This is a genomic window from Cytobacillus sp. IB215665, from assembly GCF_033963835.1.
Lineage (GTDB): Bacteria > Bacillota > Bacilli > Bacillales > SM2101 > Nanhaiella.
On sequence record NZ_JAXBME010000007.1, the window covers coordinates 130,091 to 145,898 of the forward strand.

Sequence of the window (15,808 nt, forward strand, 5' to 3'; positions counted from 1 at the left end):
ATGCAACACCATACAGATATATCTAAGTAGGTTGTTCACTTATTATTCTAGGATTTTGATTAATGATTACATAGGTATTTCTTCAAAAATCTGGCACAATTCAGAAAGAACTTCACTTTCCTTATCATGATTGGTTATTTCTATGCAAACAGTTCTTTTAGGATATCTTTATTGGTAATTATTTCTTGAATATCAAATAACTATCATATATACTGTATATATACGATATAAACAGTTAGAGGAACTTTGGAGTGAAACTATGCATATATCAGTATCTCTAAATTCAAAATCACCAATATATTCACAAATTGTGGAGCAAATTGAAAATCAAATTCTTACAGGACACCTTAAAGAAGCGGAACTTCTTCCTTCTATTCGAAATCTTGCTCAGAATTTGAAGATAAGTGTGATAACAACGAAAAGGGCATATGATGAGTTGGAGAAGAAAGGTCTTATAACATCTGTCGCTGGCAAAGGAACTTTTGTTTCAGGTAACACAAAAGAATTAATCAGAGAAGACAAATGCCGAGGATTAGAAAATCAATTAATGCAAGTTATTATGAAAAGTAAAGTTTTAGGAATCAATCGCGAAGAATTAATTAATATGCTTATATTTTTGTATGGAGAGGATGAATAATTATATGCATGTAATTGAGTTGTGTGGGTTTTCTAAATCTTATAGAGATTTTAATTTGAATGATTTAAATATTAAGATTAACAGTGGTTACATCACCGGTTTAATTGGGCCGAATGGCGCTGGTAAAACAACGTTAATTAACGCGATTATGAACTTAATTCCACCTGATCAAGGAGAAGTTATTGTATTTAACAAGTCGATGGGAACATGGGAAAGAGAAATTAAACAAAGAATTGGCTTTGTGTACGATGAAGACTTTTATTATAACCATCTTTCTATAAAGGAAATGGGAAAGATCATCGCATCATTTTATTCAAACTGGAACGATGCTGTTTTCAAACAATATCTAACAGAATTTAAATTGCCTGAACGTAAAAAAATCGGTAACTTATCAAAAGGAATGAAAATCAAATTCTCCTTGGCAGCTGCACTCGCACATGAACCTGATTTATTAATAATGGATGAACCTACCTCTGGACTTGATCCAGTGTTTAGAAGGAGAGTATTATCGATATTAAGTGATTATATCCAAAATGAAAATCGATCAGTTCTTTTTTCAACTCATATAAGTACAGATTTAGAAAGGATAGCAGATTACATTGTTTATATAAGTAACGGACAATTAATATTTAGTGGTAGTAAAGAGGACCTATTAGATGAATATTTTATATTAAAAGGACCTATTGGATCACTGCCAATGAATAAACAATTATTAGGTTTACAGCAATCACCTCTAGGATTCGAAGGTTTAATTTCAAAAAACATCTATTCTGAAAGCTCATTTGATAGTCAAGTTGTTGTAGAGAAACCTACACTAGATGATATTTTGATTTATACACAGGGGGCTTGTTAAAAATGATGAAGCTACTTTTGAAAGACATACAAATTCAAAGAAGGTTTATATTTCTTGGTTTTGTGTTTATCGGTTTTTTCTTTTTTTTATTAGGCGCTTTTGAAGGTTTACCTCTTGCTGTACCAGCAGCACTATTCAGCCACTTCTTAATTGTACTTGCAAGTAAATCTGATGAGAAAAATAATAATAGTCGATTGTTGGCTTCTTTTCCACTTCGCAGAAGGGAAATCGTAACCTCAAAATATATAGGAATTTTTATGTTTATGGCAATCTCCTTCTTTATAACCACCTTATGGAGGTGGGTCACCGGTTTTTTTCTTCCTGCAAATGAACTCCCTTGGTTTAGTTTTCAATCTGTAATAATATCTATTCTCATTTTACTTCTGTTTTATAGTATTTATTTTCCTATTTTTTTCATGACGGGTTCTCGTATAGTACAGGTCCTAGATTTAATAGTTATATTGACGATAGGTGGAGTGATCATATTAGGTTTACGAATTTTAGAATGGATGGATATAAACATTAGTTTAATATTCTCCGACTTATTAAGATACAATGTAATATCTCTGTCATTATGGTTATCTACCGCATGTTTAATGTTAATAATCGTGTCTTGGGTTCTTTCTATTTTTGTTTACGAACGTAGAAATATATAAAGGGGGAGAATTATGTTTGTACGAATATTCCATAAACTAGGTAAAAAGTGGATTAATGTAGTATTCGTTGTTGTAATCATACTACTAATAGTTGGAGTTTATTATCTCGTAGTATAAACAGTGTTTTAAGTTTATGCTAAATAATTCTATATTTATGCAATTGACCTCATTTTACATGAGAAAAGATGCCACGAGCGCTTTGCAAATACGTATTTATTTCTTAGTACTAAAAACAATTCGAAAAACATCCTTTATTAAATAAAAGAATCCATTTTGAACAATCAATTATGATCAAAATGGATTCTATTTATTTATCACAAAGTACTCGTTTATATAGTATTTTTGATCAAACTTTATTCCAAACAAACAATGAGTAGTAATTAAGTTAACAAATCCAAAACTGTTTCATTATAGTATGGTACTATCTAATTATAAGTTGTTTATTTTTATCATGTTTATGTTTATTATAGTAGGCGACCATTTCTTTAACACCAGATTTAAAATCAGGACATGTAATTCCACTACCTTTTAAATCATTTTTAGCAGTAGAACAATCAAATCTTGCTTCATACGAAAAATAGTCTAAGGATTCTTTCTCCACCCCTAATACCTTACGTAAGTTTTTTATTTGCAAGAAAGTTCTTGTTAAAGAAATTGGTATTCTACCACGCGGTTTCTTGTGTAAGAGTTCACCCATTAACATTGTATAAACTTCACTAGCCTTATACGGAGAAGGGTCTGTTAAATGATATGTTTTCCCCTCCCCAACACTAGCGTGACCTAGATAACAGGAAGCAGCAATAATATAGTCAACAGGCACTAGGTTCAGTTCTACTTGACCTCTGCCAATATTAGGCAAGATAGGTAAAAAGCGCAAGCGATCAAGAAAATTCAAGATAAAGTACGGCCCATCAAACTTTATTGTTTCCCCTGTTATAGAGTCCCCCTTAACAATTCCAGGACGAATGATGGTTGTTGGAACTTCATTGAAAATCTTTTTAACAAGTACTTCTGCTTCATATTTCGTCTCTTCGTAATAATTTTGAAAGGTTTGATTTTTTTCTAATTCAGATTCCAAAATTGTTCCTGCACGGTCTCCTGCAACATAAGCTGTACTAAAATAAATGTATCTTTGAAGCTTGTTCATTTCTTTTACAAATTCATTCACCTTACTTGTACCTTGTACATTCACAAGGTATGCAACATCTTTTGGTACGGCTAGATCATAAATAGCTGCTAGGTGAAAAACATGTGTAACAGCACCCCTTAATGAAGCCATATACTCATCAGCTATACCTAGATTATCCTTAGTTATATCACCAGGTAAAATAGTAAATTGAGTCTTATCAATTAACTTATCTTCAGATAGCCTCTCTATTTCCTTTTCGGCTTCGTTAATCATATCAGGCAAAACAAGCGCGTAAATATGATCAATTTCATAGCTCTCCTTCATCATATAGCGAATAATTTGACTTGCAATAAATCCAGGAAAGCCTGTGAAAAAATAAGTATTCCCCATCGTTTCTCCCCCCATAAAATATACCTTATCTAAACATTCAGAATTCATTTCCTAACTTTAGTTTATCGTATTTACGCTATTTTGCAACCGTTTACAAAATAGATTTTTTTAACGGTACTCACATTAATAGTTATTTTTTATCCCTTAAACATTAGCACACTTATATCAAACATTAATGCCACCTTTTGTTCTATAAATCAAGACAAATGACTAAATCCATCGTATAGCTTATGTATTGCTTTTTTTCACTAACATTTGAGTAATTTATGTGTATGATATGAATGTTATTGTCCTAGAAAAAAAGTTGCCACGAACGTGAGTTATATTCGTCTTAAGCTCTTTTTACGAAAAGCAACTATTAATGCGAACAGCCTATGCAAAACAACAATAAAGCTTTTGAAAAGAGCTCTTTTTTTTTATTGCTGTATTTGTCTGTACTAAAAATTAACAAGGAAAAGATTGTAACTTATCATATTCCTTTTGTTGTTAATGCTAACATTATATGATCTTTGGAAGGTAGGCGTTGTCATGCACACAATTTGGAAGGGGTCAATTAGTTTTGGGCTTGTAACGATCCCAATAAAACTATATGCTGCAACTGAAGATAAAGATATTAAATTCCGATCGTTACATAAAAAATGTAAAACTCCAATTAAATATGAGAAGATCTGTCCAATATGTAATGAGGAACTAACAAATGATAGCCTAGTAAAAGGTTATGAGTATGTTAAAGGGAAATTTGTCATTTTATCTGAAGAAGAAATGAAAGAATTAAAAGAGGAATATGAGGAGAAAAGTATTAAAATTATTGATTTTGTAAATTTAGATGACATTGACCCTATTTATTTTAATCGCTCCTATTTTATTGGCCCAAATGATAATGGAACTAGAGCATATGCTTTATTAAGAGAAGCACTTGTCAAATCTAAACGAATTGGCATTGCCGAAATAACTATTCGTTCAAAGCGTCATCTAGCTATTGTTAGGGTTTATCATGATGGCCTCCTCATGGAAACGATCCATTATCCAGATGAAGTACGCAATGTTAGTGACGTGCCGAATATACCAGAACAAATAGAGATTAATAATAAAGAGCTTGATACAGCTATGTTATTAATTGATCAATTAACGACTGACTTTGACCCAATCAAATATAAGGATGATTATCGTACTGCATTAATGGAGCTTATTGAGGAAAAAGTTAACACAGATGAAACGACTACCGTTGACGAAATACCAAGAACGAATGTAGTTGATCTAATGAGTGCATTGCAAGCAAGCATTGACAGAACTAAGCAACAACCACAATCCACAACGCCAACTAATAACAGTAGTACTACAAAAACAAAACAAAGAACATCACGTAAAAAAGTAACATCATAGGAACAATTACTAAAATCAGGCGGGAATTCTTCTCGCCTGTTATATCTGTTACGTCACACTCGTTCTCCTTCGCCTATAATCCACTTAACAGCAAGTAATAAATTTGCAAACCACATATCAGCTAATCCAAGCTGTTCTTCATTTCCAACTAAAATGGTTTTTGTCCCTGCCGACTTACCTGCAAAAATGTCCACATCACGATCTCCGATCATATAGCTATCTTTAAGTGTGATGTTATGTTTTTGCGCAAGATTCGTAATCATCTCTGGTTCAGGCTTTCGACATGCACATCCCTCGTGAGGTTTATGGGGACAATAAGCAATATCATCAATCATCGCTCCGTATCCCTTCAAATCAAGCTTCATTTTCTCATGTACACGTATTAGCTGTTGTTCCTTCATATACCCTAAACCGACCCCACCTTGATTCGTTACGACAAAAACTTTAAGGTTTGCTTGATTTAACAACTTTATCGCTTCACCTACGCCATCCAATAAATAAAAATCACTCGGTTTATTTACAAATTTCACACGATGTGACAACACCTCATTAATGACTCCATCTCGATCTAAAAATACGGCTTTTTGCACTTCATTCATCTCCTCTTTCTTGGGTTACAAAATACTATCATCTTAACTCAAAAGTAGTTATGTTATTCAAAAATAGTTAATGCAACTATAAATAGTTAGGACAAACGTATAAGCAATTGATTGAATCGTCACGTACAGTATAGAGACAAAAAATATTAAGGAGAGATGATGATTAATGAGTAGCTGTTCTTCAAGTTCCTTTTGTTGTCCAGTTCCGTGTGATAAAAATTTTTTTCCAGAACAACCAATTATCGGAATAAAAAGATGTCTACCAGTTAAGAGCGTATGTGATGGAACCATGGTTACTACTATCTATTCAGCACCTGCACACATTCCTGATAGTGCATTAGCTAGCGGCTTTATTTCACTTACTAATACTAGTAGAGATTGTACTATGGAACTTACCGTAACAGATGATGGTGGTCCAATGATGTATAACTTATTAGCAAATGGGGATTCAATAGTAGTCGAAGTAAGTCAATTATCACTCTGTACAATTGTATGTACCGGTACTAATGTAATGGATTTTTGCACTGGCACATTTGAGATAGATCTTCAGTACAGATCTTTCGTGTAAGCTAATTTCTTTAAATTCAGTTGCTGTATACCGAACTAGGTGATCCACACCTAGAACTTTTATAGTTATTCAAGAGGTAAGATAGCCTCGCATGCTAGGTTTAATCCTAAAAGGAAATACACCATTTTTAACAAATACTTTTTTCACACCTAGACACCCTTGCTCAGGGGTGTCTTTACTATAAAAATCCAAACACGATATAGAAAGTGTATCGTGTTATATACCACTATGAAAGGAGCGTGAAAATTTGCCTTTTATTACTCGGTTTTCAACAACGACTTGCGGAGCAATGACTTTTACTGGAAACACACTAGGATTGAGCCAATTAATAAATCAAAATTTAGCAGGTACGAGAGGGAGTATAGGTGCATTTACTTCACTAAATCTCGGTTTAACGGTGCCAACCTTCCCTGCTGGAACGACGTTAAATTTCACAGAGAACAGTTCAGCTGCAAACCTAGTATTGCCAATAGGAAGCACGGTATTATATGCTGAATTAATTTGGGGTGGAAATTATCTAACAGATGATGAAGACATTAGTGGGTCCATTGATAATTCAGTAATGTTTACCGACCCTAACCTAATTACTAATCCTATTCCACCTGACCCTGCAACAGCGAATCAACCTATGTTTACATCGTCTGGTGTGACAAAAGGTTTCTATATGCGCTCTCAAGATGTTACAGCTTTTGTCCAAGCAGGTGGTGGCGGAACGTATTCTGTAGCTCAGGTTCCTGGTCTAGTTGATCCATCATTTGGTTCAACACAAGATACGAATCACACTGGGTGGACATTGGCAGTTGTGTATGAAGATGTAACACTTCCGAATCGGTCAATGACTTTGTTTGTAGGTGCACAAGGGATTGTTAATGCAGCTCAAAATATCGATATTAATGTGGGGGGATTTATCACTCCACCTGTAGGAGATGTAAATGTCAATTTATTAATCAGTGCTGGAGAAGGAGATGCTGTTATTCCGAATGATCAAGCTTTGTTTGGTCCAAATGCAGGCACCTTAACCGTATTGTCAGGTCCTAATAACCCTGCAAATAATTTCTTTGCTTCACAAATTAATGGGGATGATGGGATGATAGATATGACTGGTACTTTTGGTACGAGAAATCCTAATGCTTTTGCGGGAACAAATATGGATGCTGATCGACAAGGTTGGGATATTACGAATATAAGCACAATGAATTTGTTACCGAATAACCAAATGACTGCTGTTTTCCGTTTTACATCGACACAAGATGCATACATGCCAAATTCATTAGGTATTCAAATTGACGAAGGTGACCCTGTTCTTGAAGTGGAGAAATTCGTTGACAAAACTTTTGCTGTCCCTGGAGAAATCTTAACATATACAATTACGATTACAAATACTGGGATTGTTATCGCAACAGATGTAGTATTGACAGATAATGTTCCTGCAGGTGCAACATTTATTCCAAACAGTGTCGTCATAAATAATATACCTGCACCTGGTGAGGACCCTAACGTTGGGATAGCGCTTGATCCTATACCTGTAAATGCTACTACTACCGTAGAATTTAAGGTTCAAGTAACAAGTTCAGATTGCTTTTTGTTAAATGAAGCTATAGTAGATTTTAGCTGTGGTAAAGAGGCAATTAGTAACCAAACTGTATCAACAGTTTGTAAAACCTGTCAACAAAAATTTGATAGCTGTCAATGTCATTGAAGAATTCAAAATAAGCAAGTTAAACTGGACACCTCTATCATTGCTAACATGGGGGTGCCCATTCATATTAATACTTGATTGTAAATATCGGTTACATACATCGATAATTTATATTTAAACAGAACCTTCCGATGCAAGCTTTACATTTATCATGACAATTTCCTAAGCAACAAATTTCTAGCCGATTGAAATTTTTTAGAGTGATTGACTTTGAGTTTCCATTTTTGCCCTCACATGCAAGCGGAATCATTAATGTGTCTATCTTATTGATTCCAGAGAAAATATTTACTAATAATGTCCCAGCACAACCTGATTCGTAAAACACAGTAATGGAACCCGATACAGGGAATGAAGGAGATGTCCATACATCGTCCTTACACCCACAATTCATCGTGAAATTGCCACATATTTCATCTTTAATGAAACAATCTTGCTTTTTTGGACCTGTTTTATGATAATTACAGCTACATTTGTTATGGTTCACTAACTTTGTCATCTCCTTCACTTCATAATATATCTAGGCTATTGTATGTATCTTTTATTAAGGAGGTGCAAATAACATTAATATAAAGAAATACACCACCTCATTGTAACAGCTTATTGAATACCATATGTTGAAATGTAGCTTTATTGGGATCGATAATATATTTGAAGGAGATAGTTTTAATGATAAAGCCGATGCTTCCAACGTTGTCATTTACCCCTCCAAAAGGAGAGGAATGGACTTATGAAGTCAAATATGATGGTTTTCGAGGCCTATTGTTTATTGATCATAATGAATGTAAGTTAATGAGTCGTAACGGGAATAATTTAATAAACCAATTCCCTGAAATAAAATCATTTGTCGAGAGCATGAGGCTGGAGAAGATTGAGTCATTTCTTCCTCTCATCTTAGATGGTGAACTATGTATATTGGATTCAACAATAAAAGCTAATTTCTCAAAAATTCAATTTAGAGGCCGCTTAAAAGATCAAGAAAGAATTAAACACAGCCTTATCCAGGCCCCAGCCCATTTTTTAGTATTTGATTTGCTACAATATAGCGGTAAAATGACGACACATCTACCTTATGTTAAACGGAAGGAACAATTATATCACTTATTTTCACAGCTTGCTCTACCTACTACTGTCACAATGGATAAGGAGAATCTTATTCAACTTATTAGTGAATCTTGTCATTTTGATTCCTTATGGAATGAAGTGCAGTTACATAACGGTGAAGGGCTGATTGCGAAACAAATACATAGTAAATGGGAAGCTGGGAAACGAACGACGCGTTGGATAAAGGTAAAAAACTGGAAAATAGGTCAGTTTTTTGTGACAAAATATGAAAAATCAAATGGCTATTTTCACGTAGGTCTCTTTCGTGAGGGTAGCATTTACGAAATAGGTTTATTTTCGCACGGCTTGAGTCCTGTTGAAAGAGCTACACTTTCTCAAGTAATTCAAGACAACAAACAAGCTGAAACAACTCAATTTATTTGCATCCAGCCTAGTATATGTGTAGAGCTAAAATATCTTGAAATCTATAATGGCACTATAAGACAACCAATATTTTCAAGCTTTTTAACGGATTTAAATGTAAATGAATGCACATGGGAAAAGCTTCACGTTGTACAACAGCTAAACCAGCCTGAATCAACTACTGTTGTTCAAGTAACAAACCCAGGAAAAAGATTATGGAAAGAAAGATTTATTACTAAACACGATTATCTCGATTATTTAAACAGAATCTCCAGCTACATGCTTCCATTTTTGCAAAATCGGTTACTAACTACCATCCGCTACCCACACGGGATATATGGTGAAAAGTTTTATCAAAAAAACTGTCCAGCATATGCTCCTGATTTTGTTCAAACTTTTAAAAATGAAGATATTACTTACATCTTATGTAACAATTCTGAAACGTTAGCATGGCTTGGGAATCAACTTGCAATTGAATTTCACGTCCCTTTTAAAGACATTAAGTCAACGGGCCCAAGTGAAATTGTTTTTGATCTTGACCCCCCCTCTAGGCAATATTTTAAACTGGCTGTTCAAGCAGCTCTATTGATGAAGAAAATATTCGATCAATTACAGCTACAATCGTTTGTGAAAACATCAGGAAATAAAGGATTACAAGTATATATCCCATTACCACCCAACACTTTTTCTTATCATGATACACGACTATTTACTCGATTTATTGCAAATTTTTTAATAGAAAATGAACCACAGAAATTTACGGTAGAGCGTTTGAAAAAAAAGCGGGAAAATCGCTTATATATCGACTATGTTCAGCACGCTGAAGGTAAAACAATTATTGCACCATATTCCGTAAGAGGAAATGAAGGTGCATATGTGGCAACGCCTCTTTTTTGGGATGAGGTAAATCATCAATTAAAAATTGAGCATTTTCCAATGGAATCCATCATAAAAAGAGTAACAACGAAAGGCTGTCCATTTTATACTTTTTATCAAGTAGAAAATAAACAGCCATTTGAACAAATATTAAAATTTTTAGGGTCTAATAAGAGTTTATTGTAGATGTTGCTAATCCATATCTTTTTCAGCAAACCACATGATAAGTTATATAACATAATCTATTCTTCAATGGAGTTGGATAAAGTACCTATTCCTTCTACAGTTACTTCTACAACATCACCAGGTTGTAAAAACTTAGGAGGGGTAAAGCCTTTGCCGACACCTGCTGGTGTTCCTGTCGCAATAATATCTCCTGGCTCTAGCGTTGTACCTTGAGATAGTACTGAAATAATCTTTTCAATAGAAAAAATAAATTGTTTTGTATTTGCACTCTGACGTATCTCATCATTTACTCTCGTCTCAATATTTAATTGGTTCGGCTCCTTGACAAGCGATTTATGAACGATTACTGGTCCCATTGGACATGAAGTGTCCAAGCTTTTTCCTAGTAAGAACTGCTTATGCCGCGCTTGCAAATCTCTCGCAGTAATATCATTAACAATTGTATATCCAAATACGTAATCTAATGCCTCATCTTCTGAGATGCCCTTCCCCTTCTTACCGATAACGACTGCAAGCTCCCCTTCATAATCGAGCTGGTTAGTTATATGTCGATGGTTTAATATGATTTCATTAGTACCAATGACAGTCGTTGGAGTTTTAGAAAACATCATTACATCGGTTGGAATATCCGCTACACTTCCCATTTCTATCGCATGGTCAGCATAGTTTTTACCGACACAAAATACATTCTTCGATGGTCGAGGGATAGGAGCTAACAACTCTACATCATTTAAATTGTAAACATTGTTGTTGTTCTGCTTAGCCCATTTTGCTATCTGTTGAACACGTTCTTCAAACTTATGACCAAGTTGGATACACTGGAGTAATGTTGTTGGAAGTAACTTATCAGCAAAAGCTTCCTGTTCAGCAGCGTTTAAATCTAGCACTTCTGTCATTTCTTTATTAACAGTACCTACAAATAAGCGGTCAGCCTTTTTTGCCGTCACAAAGCGCATACTTTCCCCTCCTATATCAAACTGCGAATAGATGTAATATACTTCATCAAGTCATCTATCTGTAGTTTTTCTAAAAAAAGCAATAACCCTTGTACTACTCCTACTCTCGGAGATTCATCATTGTTTTGAAACTGCGTTAGTAACACTTCTAACGTCTCTAGCGCGTGCTTCTCATCATCATTTGATAAATTTGCATCAATAATTATTTCCTTCATTTGCAAAATCATATGGACGATTTCTTGATATTTATCATTTGTAAGGTGACTAAAGTATTGACGTATTGAATCCTCATTAATAATAACCTCATGCTTAATTGCAACACTTTTTACAAGGTCATCCAATCGATCTACTAAGTATCCAGCTAGTTTCTCTAAATCAAGTTTTTGATAGTCAAATATGAGAAAGGATAAATATTCTACGAGCATTCCACTGAACATAGCAGTTAAATCGAAAGCAAATGGACGAATATCATCTCCATAAATAGCAAGAATGCGACTTTTGTACCAGCGATACATTTCGATTCGCATTTGAAATAAATAAGTTTTTATTTTGCCCCTCTCTGGAAAGGCTTTCTCTCTCATATGCATTTGTAAAAAGTCTCGATACTTTGTAAATTCTTTTAGTTGGCGATGGATTTGAATAATAAAACGATCTCTTTCAGATTTGATTTCATCGTTGATTTGCTCAGACATTTGTTTTGTAAAATGCTCATAAAAATGCTTAAAAATTGACAAAAACAGTTCTTCTTTAGATGAGAAATAATTATATAATGATCCTTTCGCCACGCCACTTTCATGAGCAATTTCCTGCATTGAGGTGTTATGGTATCCATTTTGCGCAAACAATTTCATCGCAGTTTCTAGGATGAATATTTTTTTATCTTTCATCCAATCACTTCCTATATCCTTAAAATGAGAGGGGCTGTACCTTTATAGGAGGACAGCATAATTTCTTACAATTAAATTAATAGTTAAAAGGAAGAAAACCCTCCAACATTATTTAGGTTGATTGAGTTTTAGGTGGAGTTAGGCGACTCCACCTATTTTACATTTTTCATTGTAGTCTTGAAGATTTTATTTCTCTTTATCGTCTTCAAGGTTGTCATTCTTTTTCTCTTCTTGATCCTTTACAATCTTTAATATATTTTCGAGCATATTTACCATGTCTTCGTTTTTGTGTTCTTTTTGTTCAACTACTGGTAAATTATCCTCGCTATAAATTGTCTCATCAACTGGTGGTAATTGTTCAGCTTGTTCTTTGATTTCTGGTTTTTCGTGAATTTCATCTAATAAATATGCCGGAATAAGATGACCATCAGGTGTAGCGTATTTTTTGTTCAGTCGTCTCGTCTCTTTATCAAAGAAGCTATACACAACTGGAATGACGAATAATGTCAGGAATGTACTACTTATTAACCCACCAATTACTGTAATACCCATCGGTTGATTCATTTCCGTACCTTCTCCAAGCCCAAGTGCTAACGGGAATAAACCTAGTATAGTCGTTGTAGCAGTCATTAATATTGGGCGCGTCCTAACCTTAACCGCTTCTACGATTGCATCATACGTCTTATATCCATCACTCTTCTTCTGATTAATGTAATCGATCAATACAATCGCATTATTAACAACAATACCAGCTAATACAATTAAACCAATAATTGCCATTAAACTCACAGGAACTCTAGTAACTGTTAAGCCAATGGATACCCCAATGACCATTAATGGAACGGTAAACATAATTACAAACGGGTATTTTAATGATTCAAATTGAGCTGCCATGACTAAATAAACAAAAACAATCGCTAAAATAAACGCAAATACCATATCATCGATTGAAGATTCTAGTAGGTCTCGATCTCCACCGAACGTAATCTCAGTTTCATCATTTAAATCTAAATCGGCTATCTTTTCATCTACTTCGCTAGAGATTGTACTCAAATTGGTTGAATTTGAATATTTCAAAGTAAATTGCACTGCATTTTGCTCATTGATTCTCTGTATGTTGACAGGACCTTCACCAATTGTAATATCAGCAACATCTTCAACAGGAATATATGAACCGTCAGGCTTCTTCACTAACAAAGTTTTTAATTGATCTAGGTTAGATGTAATGTCTTTATCATAGCTAACGTGTACGTTAAATATTTCATTATTTTCATCGGTAATTCTAATTGCATTAACTCCACGTGTCACATTGTTAACAGCCATAGCAATTTGAGCTGGTGCTAAGCCATTAGCAAATGCTTTTTCACGATCAACTGTCATTTGTACTTCTTCCACAGTATCACTTAAATCAGTTGTAAGCTCTGTTACATCATCTATTGTAAGAAGTTCATCATTAATTTTTGTTACTGCATCTTCTAGTCGCTGCTTATCAGTATCTTTCACACTAAAAGAAAGTGTATTTGGCGCAGAACCAGTAGTTGATTGTAAATTGAATGAAACTTCTGCCGTGGGGTTTACTCTTTCAGCTTCTTTTTCAATCTCACGTTTCACATCATCAACAAATTGGAATGTAGAACGCTCTCTATTATCAAAGTCCTTCATTTTTACAGAGATTTCTGCTATATTCCCTTGACTAGTCCCTCTAAATGAATTTTCTTGAGTAGAGCCAAGCAAACTGACATATACATCAACATCGTCTTCATCTGCTAACACATTTTCAATTTGTTCAACTACTTTGTCTGTTTCAGTTAGCGCTGTTCCATTTTCCAACTCAACCGATATAGAAAAGAAGCCTTCATCAGTTTTTGGTAAAAATTCCATCCCTACAGTTGTAATACCATAGAGTCCTGAGCCTAAGAATACGAAAGCAGTAATTATTACAACAGCTCTACGACGAAGAGCCCACTTAATTGCACGATCAAGACCTTTCATAAAAGGAGACTCTCTACGTACTTTCTCTTTATTTTCTTTTGGTGCTTTTAACATTCGGCTTGCAAGCATCGGTACTACTGTTAATGCTACGACTAATGATGCAAACAAACTAAATGCAATAGTCATTGCAAATTCAGTAAACAATTCACCGATAATCCCTGTAATAAAGACAACTGGAACAAAGACCGCAATAGTTGTGAATGTTGAAGCTGTAATGGCACCGGCTACTTCCTTCACACCATGAGAGGCTGCTTCTTTTGGGTCTTTACCCATTGATAAATGCCGGTATATGTTTTCAATAACAACTATCGAGTTATCTACTAACATCCCAATTCCTAGTGCAAGTCCACCTAGTGTCATGATGTTTAATGAAAAATCTGAGAAATACATGAGTACAAAAGTTAATATAACTGAATACGGTATTGCAACACCAATAATAAACGGGCTTTTCACACTGCGAAGGAAGAAGAATAATACGACCATCGCAAATAGTCCACCTAGTATAAGCGTAGTAGATATATTATCAATCGCCACTTGTATAAAATCACCTTGGTCAAATAAAATTTGGGCTTCTACGTCCTCGTATTTCTCTTTACCAAGTATGTCATCAAGTTTTTCTTTAAACGCAGCTGAAACGGATGCAGTGTTTGCGTCAGATTGTTGTAGTACACTAACAAGTAAAGCAGGCTCCTGATTTGCACGTGTGATTGTATCTTCGTTTTGTGGAGCAACTTTCACTTCACTTATATCACCAAGAGTAACTTTTTCACCAGTAGCTGGATCTACTGAAATTGCGATGTCCTTCAGCATATCCACTGATGTGATCGAGCTTATAACCCTAGTAGTTAGCTCCTTCCCATCAGTTAATATCGTATCTCCAGGCAATGAAATATTTTGTGCTTTCATAAGATCAACAATATCATTTTGAGTTAATGAATACTGCTGGAGTAAGTCTTGGTCAAGCTCAACTTTAATTTCGTCTATCGTATTCCCAGATAAATTAACACTTGCAATTCCTTCAATCTTTGTTAATTCCTGAGATAGTCCATCTGCTAAACTTTGCAATTCTTCTTTATCATTAGAATTTGCTGTTACAGACATTTGGATAATTGGAAACTGTGATGGATCAAACTTCATAAAGCTTGGTTTTCCTGCATCGTCAGGAAGTTGTGTCTGATCAATTCTACTGCGGACTTCGTTTTCAATATCCTCAATAGAAGTCGTCCATGAAAATTCCATTAACGTTAAACTTGCACTCTCCTGTGATGTTGAAGTTAACGTCTTTAGCCCAGGCAGCGTCGAAAGATTAGTTTCAAGTGGTTTCGTTACTTTTTCAACTACCTCTGCTGGATTCGCACCAGGATATGATGCAACTACAACAGCGATTGGCGGTTTAATATCAGGTATTAATTTTAGTGGAATATTTAACAGTGAAACAAAGCCTAATATAATAACTAGTAACATAGATACTAGTGTAAATACAGGCCTCCTAATTGAAAAATCACTTATTTTCATTTTTGCTCCCCTTCCGAT

Annotated in this window: 13 protein-coding genes; 7 read left to right on the forward strand and 6 right to left on the reverse strand. The window is 34.6% G+C overall.

Going from position 1 to position 15,808, the window contains the following annotated elements; genetic code table 11:
• Positions 1-259: 259 nt before the first annotated feature.
• Genes SLH52_RS11430 through SLH52_RS11440 form a run of 3 tightly spaced genes read left to right on the forward strand, consistent with a single transcriptional unit; the run spans position 260 to position 2,146 of the window.
• On the forward strand, positions 260-637 hold the full coding sequence (locus SLH52_RS11430) for a GntR family transcriptional regulator (RefSeq protein ID WP_320209404.1): 378 nt from the start codon (positions 260-262) through the stop codon (positions 635-637).
• 4 nt (positions 638-641) lie between these two features.
• Positions 642-1,490 carry an ABC transporter ATP-binding protein gene (locus tag SLH52_RS11435; protein ID WP_320209405.1) on the forward strand — a complete coding sequence of 283 codons (849 nt, stop codon included), beginning with the start codon at positions 642-644 and terminating at the stop codon, positions 1,488-1,490.
• Between the two features lie 2 nt (positions 1,491-1,492).
• A complete protein-coding gene (locus SLH52_RS11440) occupies positions 1,493-2,146 on the forward strand; it encodes an ABC-2 transporter permease (protein WP_320209406.1) in 654 nt (217 codons plus the stop codon).
• 421 nt (positions 2,147-2,567) lie between these two features.
• Here the strand turns inward: SLH52_RS11440 and SLH52_RS11445 are convergent, their stop codons facing one another.
• A complete protein-coding gene (locus SLH52_RS11445) occupies positions 2,568-3,665 on the reverse strand; it encodes an SDR family oxidoreductase (protein ID WP_320209407.1) in 1,098 nt (365 codons plus the stop codon).
• A gap of 528 nt (positions 3,666-4,193) precedes the next feature.
• On the opposite strand from SLH52_RS11445, the gene SLH52_RS11450 reads away from it, so the two are divergent.
• Entirely contained in the window at positions 4,194-5,048 is an 855-nt protein-coding gene (locus SLH52_RS11450; protein ID WP_320209408.1) for a Ku protein, read from the forward strand.
• A 53-nt stretch (positions 5,049-5,101) separates the two neighbouring features.
• Here the strand turns inward: SLH52_RS11450 and SLH52_RS11455 are convergent, their stop codons facing one another.
• Positions 5,102-5,638 (reverse strand): HAD family hydrolase, encoded by a 537-nt coding sequence (locus SLH52_RS11455; protein WP_320209409.1) that lies wholly within the window; start codon positions 5,636-5,638, stop codon positions 5,102-5,104.
• A gap of 175 nt (positions 5,639-5,813) precedes the next feature.
• Here SLH52_RS11455 and SLH52_RS11460 point away from each other — a divergent pair, with 175 nt between their 5' ends.
• Together SLH52_RS11460 and SLH52_RS11465 are read left to right on the forward strand one after the other, a co-directional pair.
• Positions 5,814-6,215 carry an S-Ena type endospore appendage gene (locus SLH52_RS11460; protein ID WP_320209410.1) on the forward strand — a complete coding sequence of 134 codons (402 nt, stop codon included), beginning with the start codon at positions 5,814-5,816 and terminating at the stop codon, positions 6,213-6,215.
• A gap of 247 nt (positions 6,216-6,462) precedes the next feature.
• Positions 6,463-7,914 (forward strand): DUF11 domain-containing protein, encoded by a 1,452-nt coding sequence (locus SLH52_RS11465; RefSeq protein ID WP_320209411.1) that lies wholly within the window; start codon positions 6,463-6,465, stop codon positions 7,912-7,914.
• Between the two features lie 91 nt (positions 7,915-8,005).
• On the opposite strand, the gene SLH52_RS23385 is transcribed toward SLH52_RS11465, so the two are convergent.
• Complete coding sequence (locus SLH52_RS23385) at positions 8,006-8,410, reverse strand: S-Ena type endospore appendage (protein ID WP_413785519.1); 405 nt, start codon at positions 8,408-8,410, stop codon at positions 8,006-8,008.
• A 170-nt stretch (positions 8,411-8,580) separates the two neighbouring features.
• On the opposite strand from SLH52_RS23385, the gene SLH52_RS11470 reads away from it, so the two are divergent.
• Positions 8,581-10,440: a DNA ligase D gene (locus tag SLH52_RS11470; RefSeq protein WP_320209412.1), complete on the forward strand. Its 1,860-nt coding sequence runs from the start codon at positions 8,581-8,583 to the stop codon at positions 10,438-10,440.
• A 56-nt stretch (positions 10,441-10,496) separates the two neighbouring features.
• Here the strand turns inward: SLH52_RS11470 and SLH52_RS11475 are convergent, their stop codons facing one another.
• From SLH52_RS11475 to SLH52_RS11485, 3 genes are all read right to left on the reverse strand, one after another.
• Complete coding sequence (locus SLH52_RS11475) at positions 10,497-11,396, reverse strand: fumarylacetoacetate hydrolase family protein (protein WP_320209413.1); 900 nt, start codon at positions 11,394-11,396, stop codon at positions 10,497-10,499.
• Between the two features lie 11 nt (positions 11,397-11,407).
• Positions 11,408-12,283 carry a TetR/AcrR family transcriptional regulator gene (locus SLH52_RS11480; RefSeq protein WP_320209414.1) on the reverse strand — a complete coding sequence of 292 codons (876 nt, stop codon included), beginning with the start codon at positions 12,281-12,283 and terminating at the stop codon, positions 11,408-11,410.
• 186 nt (positions 12,284-12,469) lie between these two features.
• Positions 12,470-15,790 (reverse strand): efflux RND transporter permease subunit, encoded by a 3,321-nt coding sequence (locus SLH52_RS11485; RefSeq protein ID WP_320209415.1) that lies wholly within the window; start codon positions 15,788-15,790, stop codon positions 12,470-12,472.
• Positions 15,791-15,808: the final 18 nt, after the last annotated feature.

Excerpts from the sequence above, each read along its gene's own strand:
- SLH52_RS11470 (WP_320209412.1), top strand. The coding sequence starts at position 8,581 with ATGATAAAGCCGATGCTTCCAACGTTGTCATTTACCCCTCCAAAAGGA.
- SLH52_RS11460 (WP_320209410.1), top strand. The coding sequence starts at position 5,814 with ATGAGTAGCTGTTCTTCAAGTTCCTTTTGTTGTCCAGTTCCGTGTGAT.
- SLH52_RS11475 (WP_320209413.1), bottom strand. The coding sequence starts at position 11,396 with ATGCGCTTTGTGACGGCAAAAAAGGCTGACCGCTTATTTGTAGGTACT.
- SLH52_RS11430 (WP_320209404.1), top strand. The coding sequence starts at position 260 with ATGCATATATCAGTATCTCTAAATTCAAAATCACCAATATATTCACAA.
- SLH52_RS11485 (WP_320209415.1), bottom strand. The coding sequence starts at position 15,790 with ATGAAAATAAGTGATTTTTCAATTAGGAGGCCTGTATTTACACTAGTA.
- SLH52_RS11435 (WP_320209405.1), top strand. The coding sequence starts at position 642 with ATGCATGTAATTGAGTTGTGTGGGTTTTCTAAATCTTATAGAGATTTT.
- SLH52_RS11450 (WP_320209408.1), top strand. The coding sequence starts at position 4,194 with ATGCACACAATTTGGAAGGGGTCAATTAGTTTTGGGCTTGTAACGATC.
- SLH52_RS11445 (WP_320209407.1), bottom strand. The coding sequence starts at position 3,665 with ATGGGGAATACTTATTTTTTCACAGGCTTTCCTGGATTTATTGCAAGT.
- SLH52_RS11480 (WP_320209414.1), bottom strand. The coding sequence starts at position 12,283 with ATGAAAGATAAAAAAATATTCATCCTAGAAACTGCGATGAAATTGTTT.
- SLH52_RS23385 (WP_413785519.1), bottom strand. The coding sequence starts at position 8,410 with ATGACAAAGTTAGTGAACCATAACAAATGTAGCTGTAATTATCATAAA.
- SLH52_RS11440 (WP_320209406.1), top strand. The coding sequence starts at position 1,493 with ATGATGAAGCTACTTTTGAAAGACATACAAATTCAAAGAAGGTTTATA.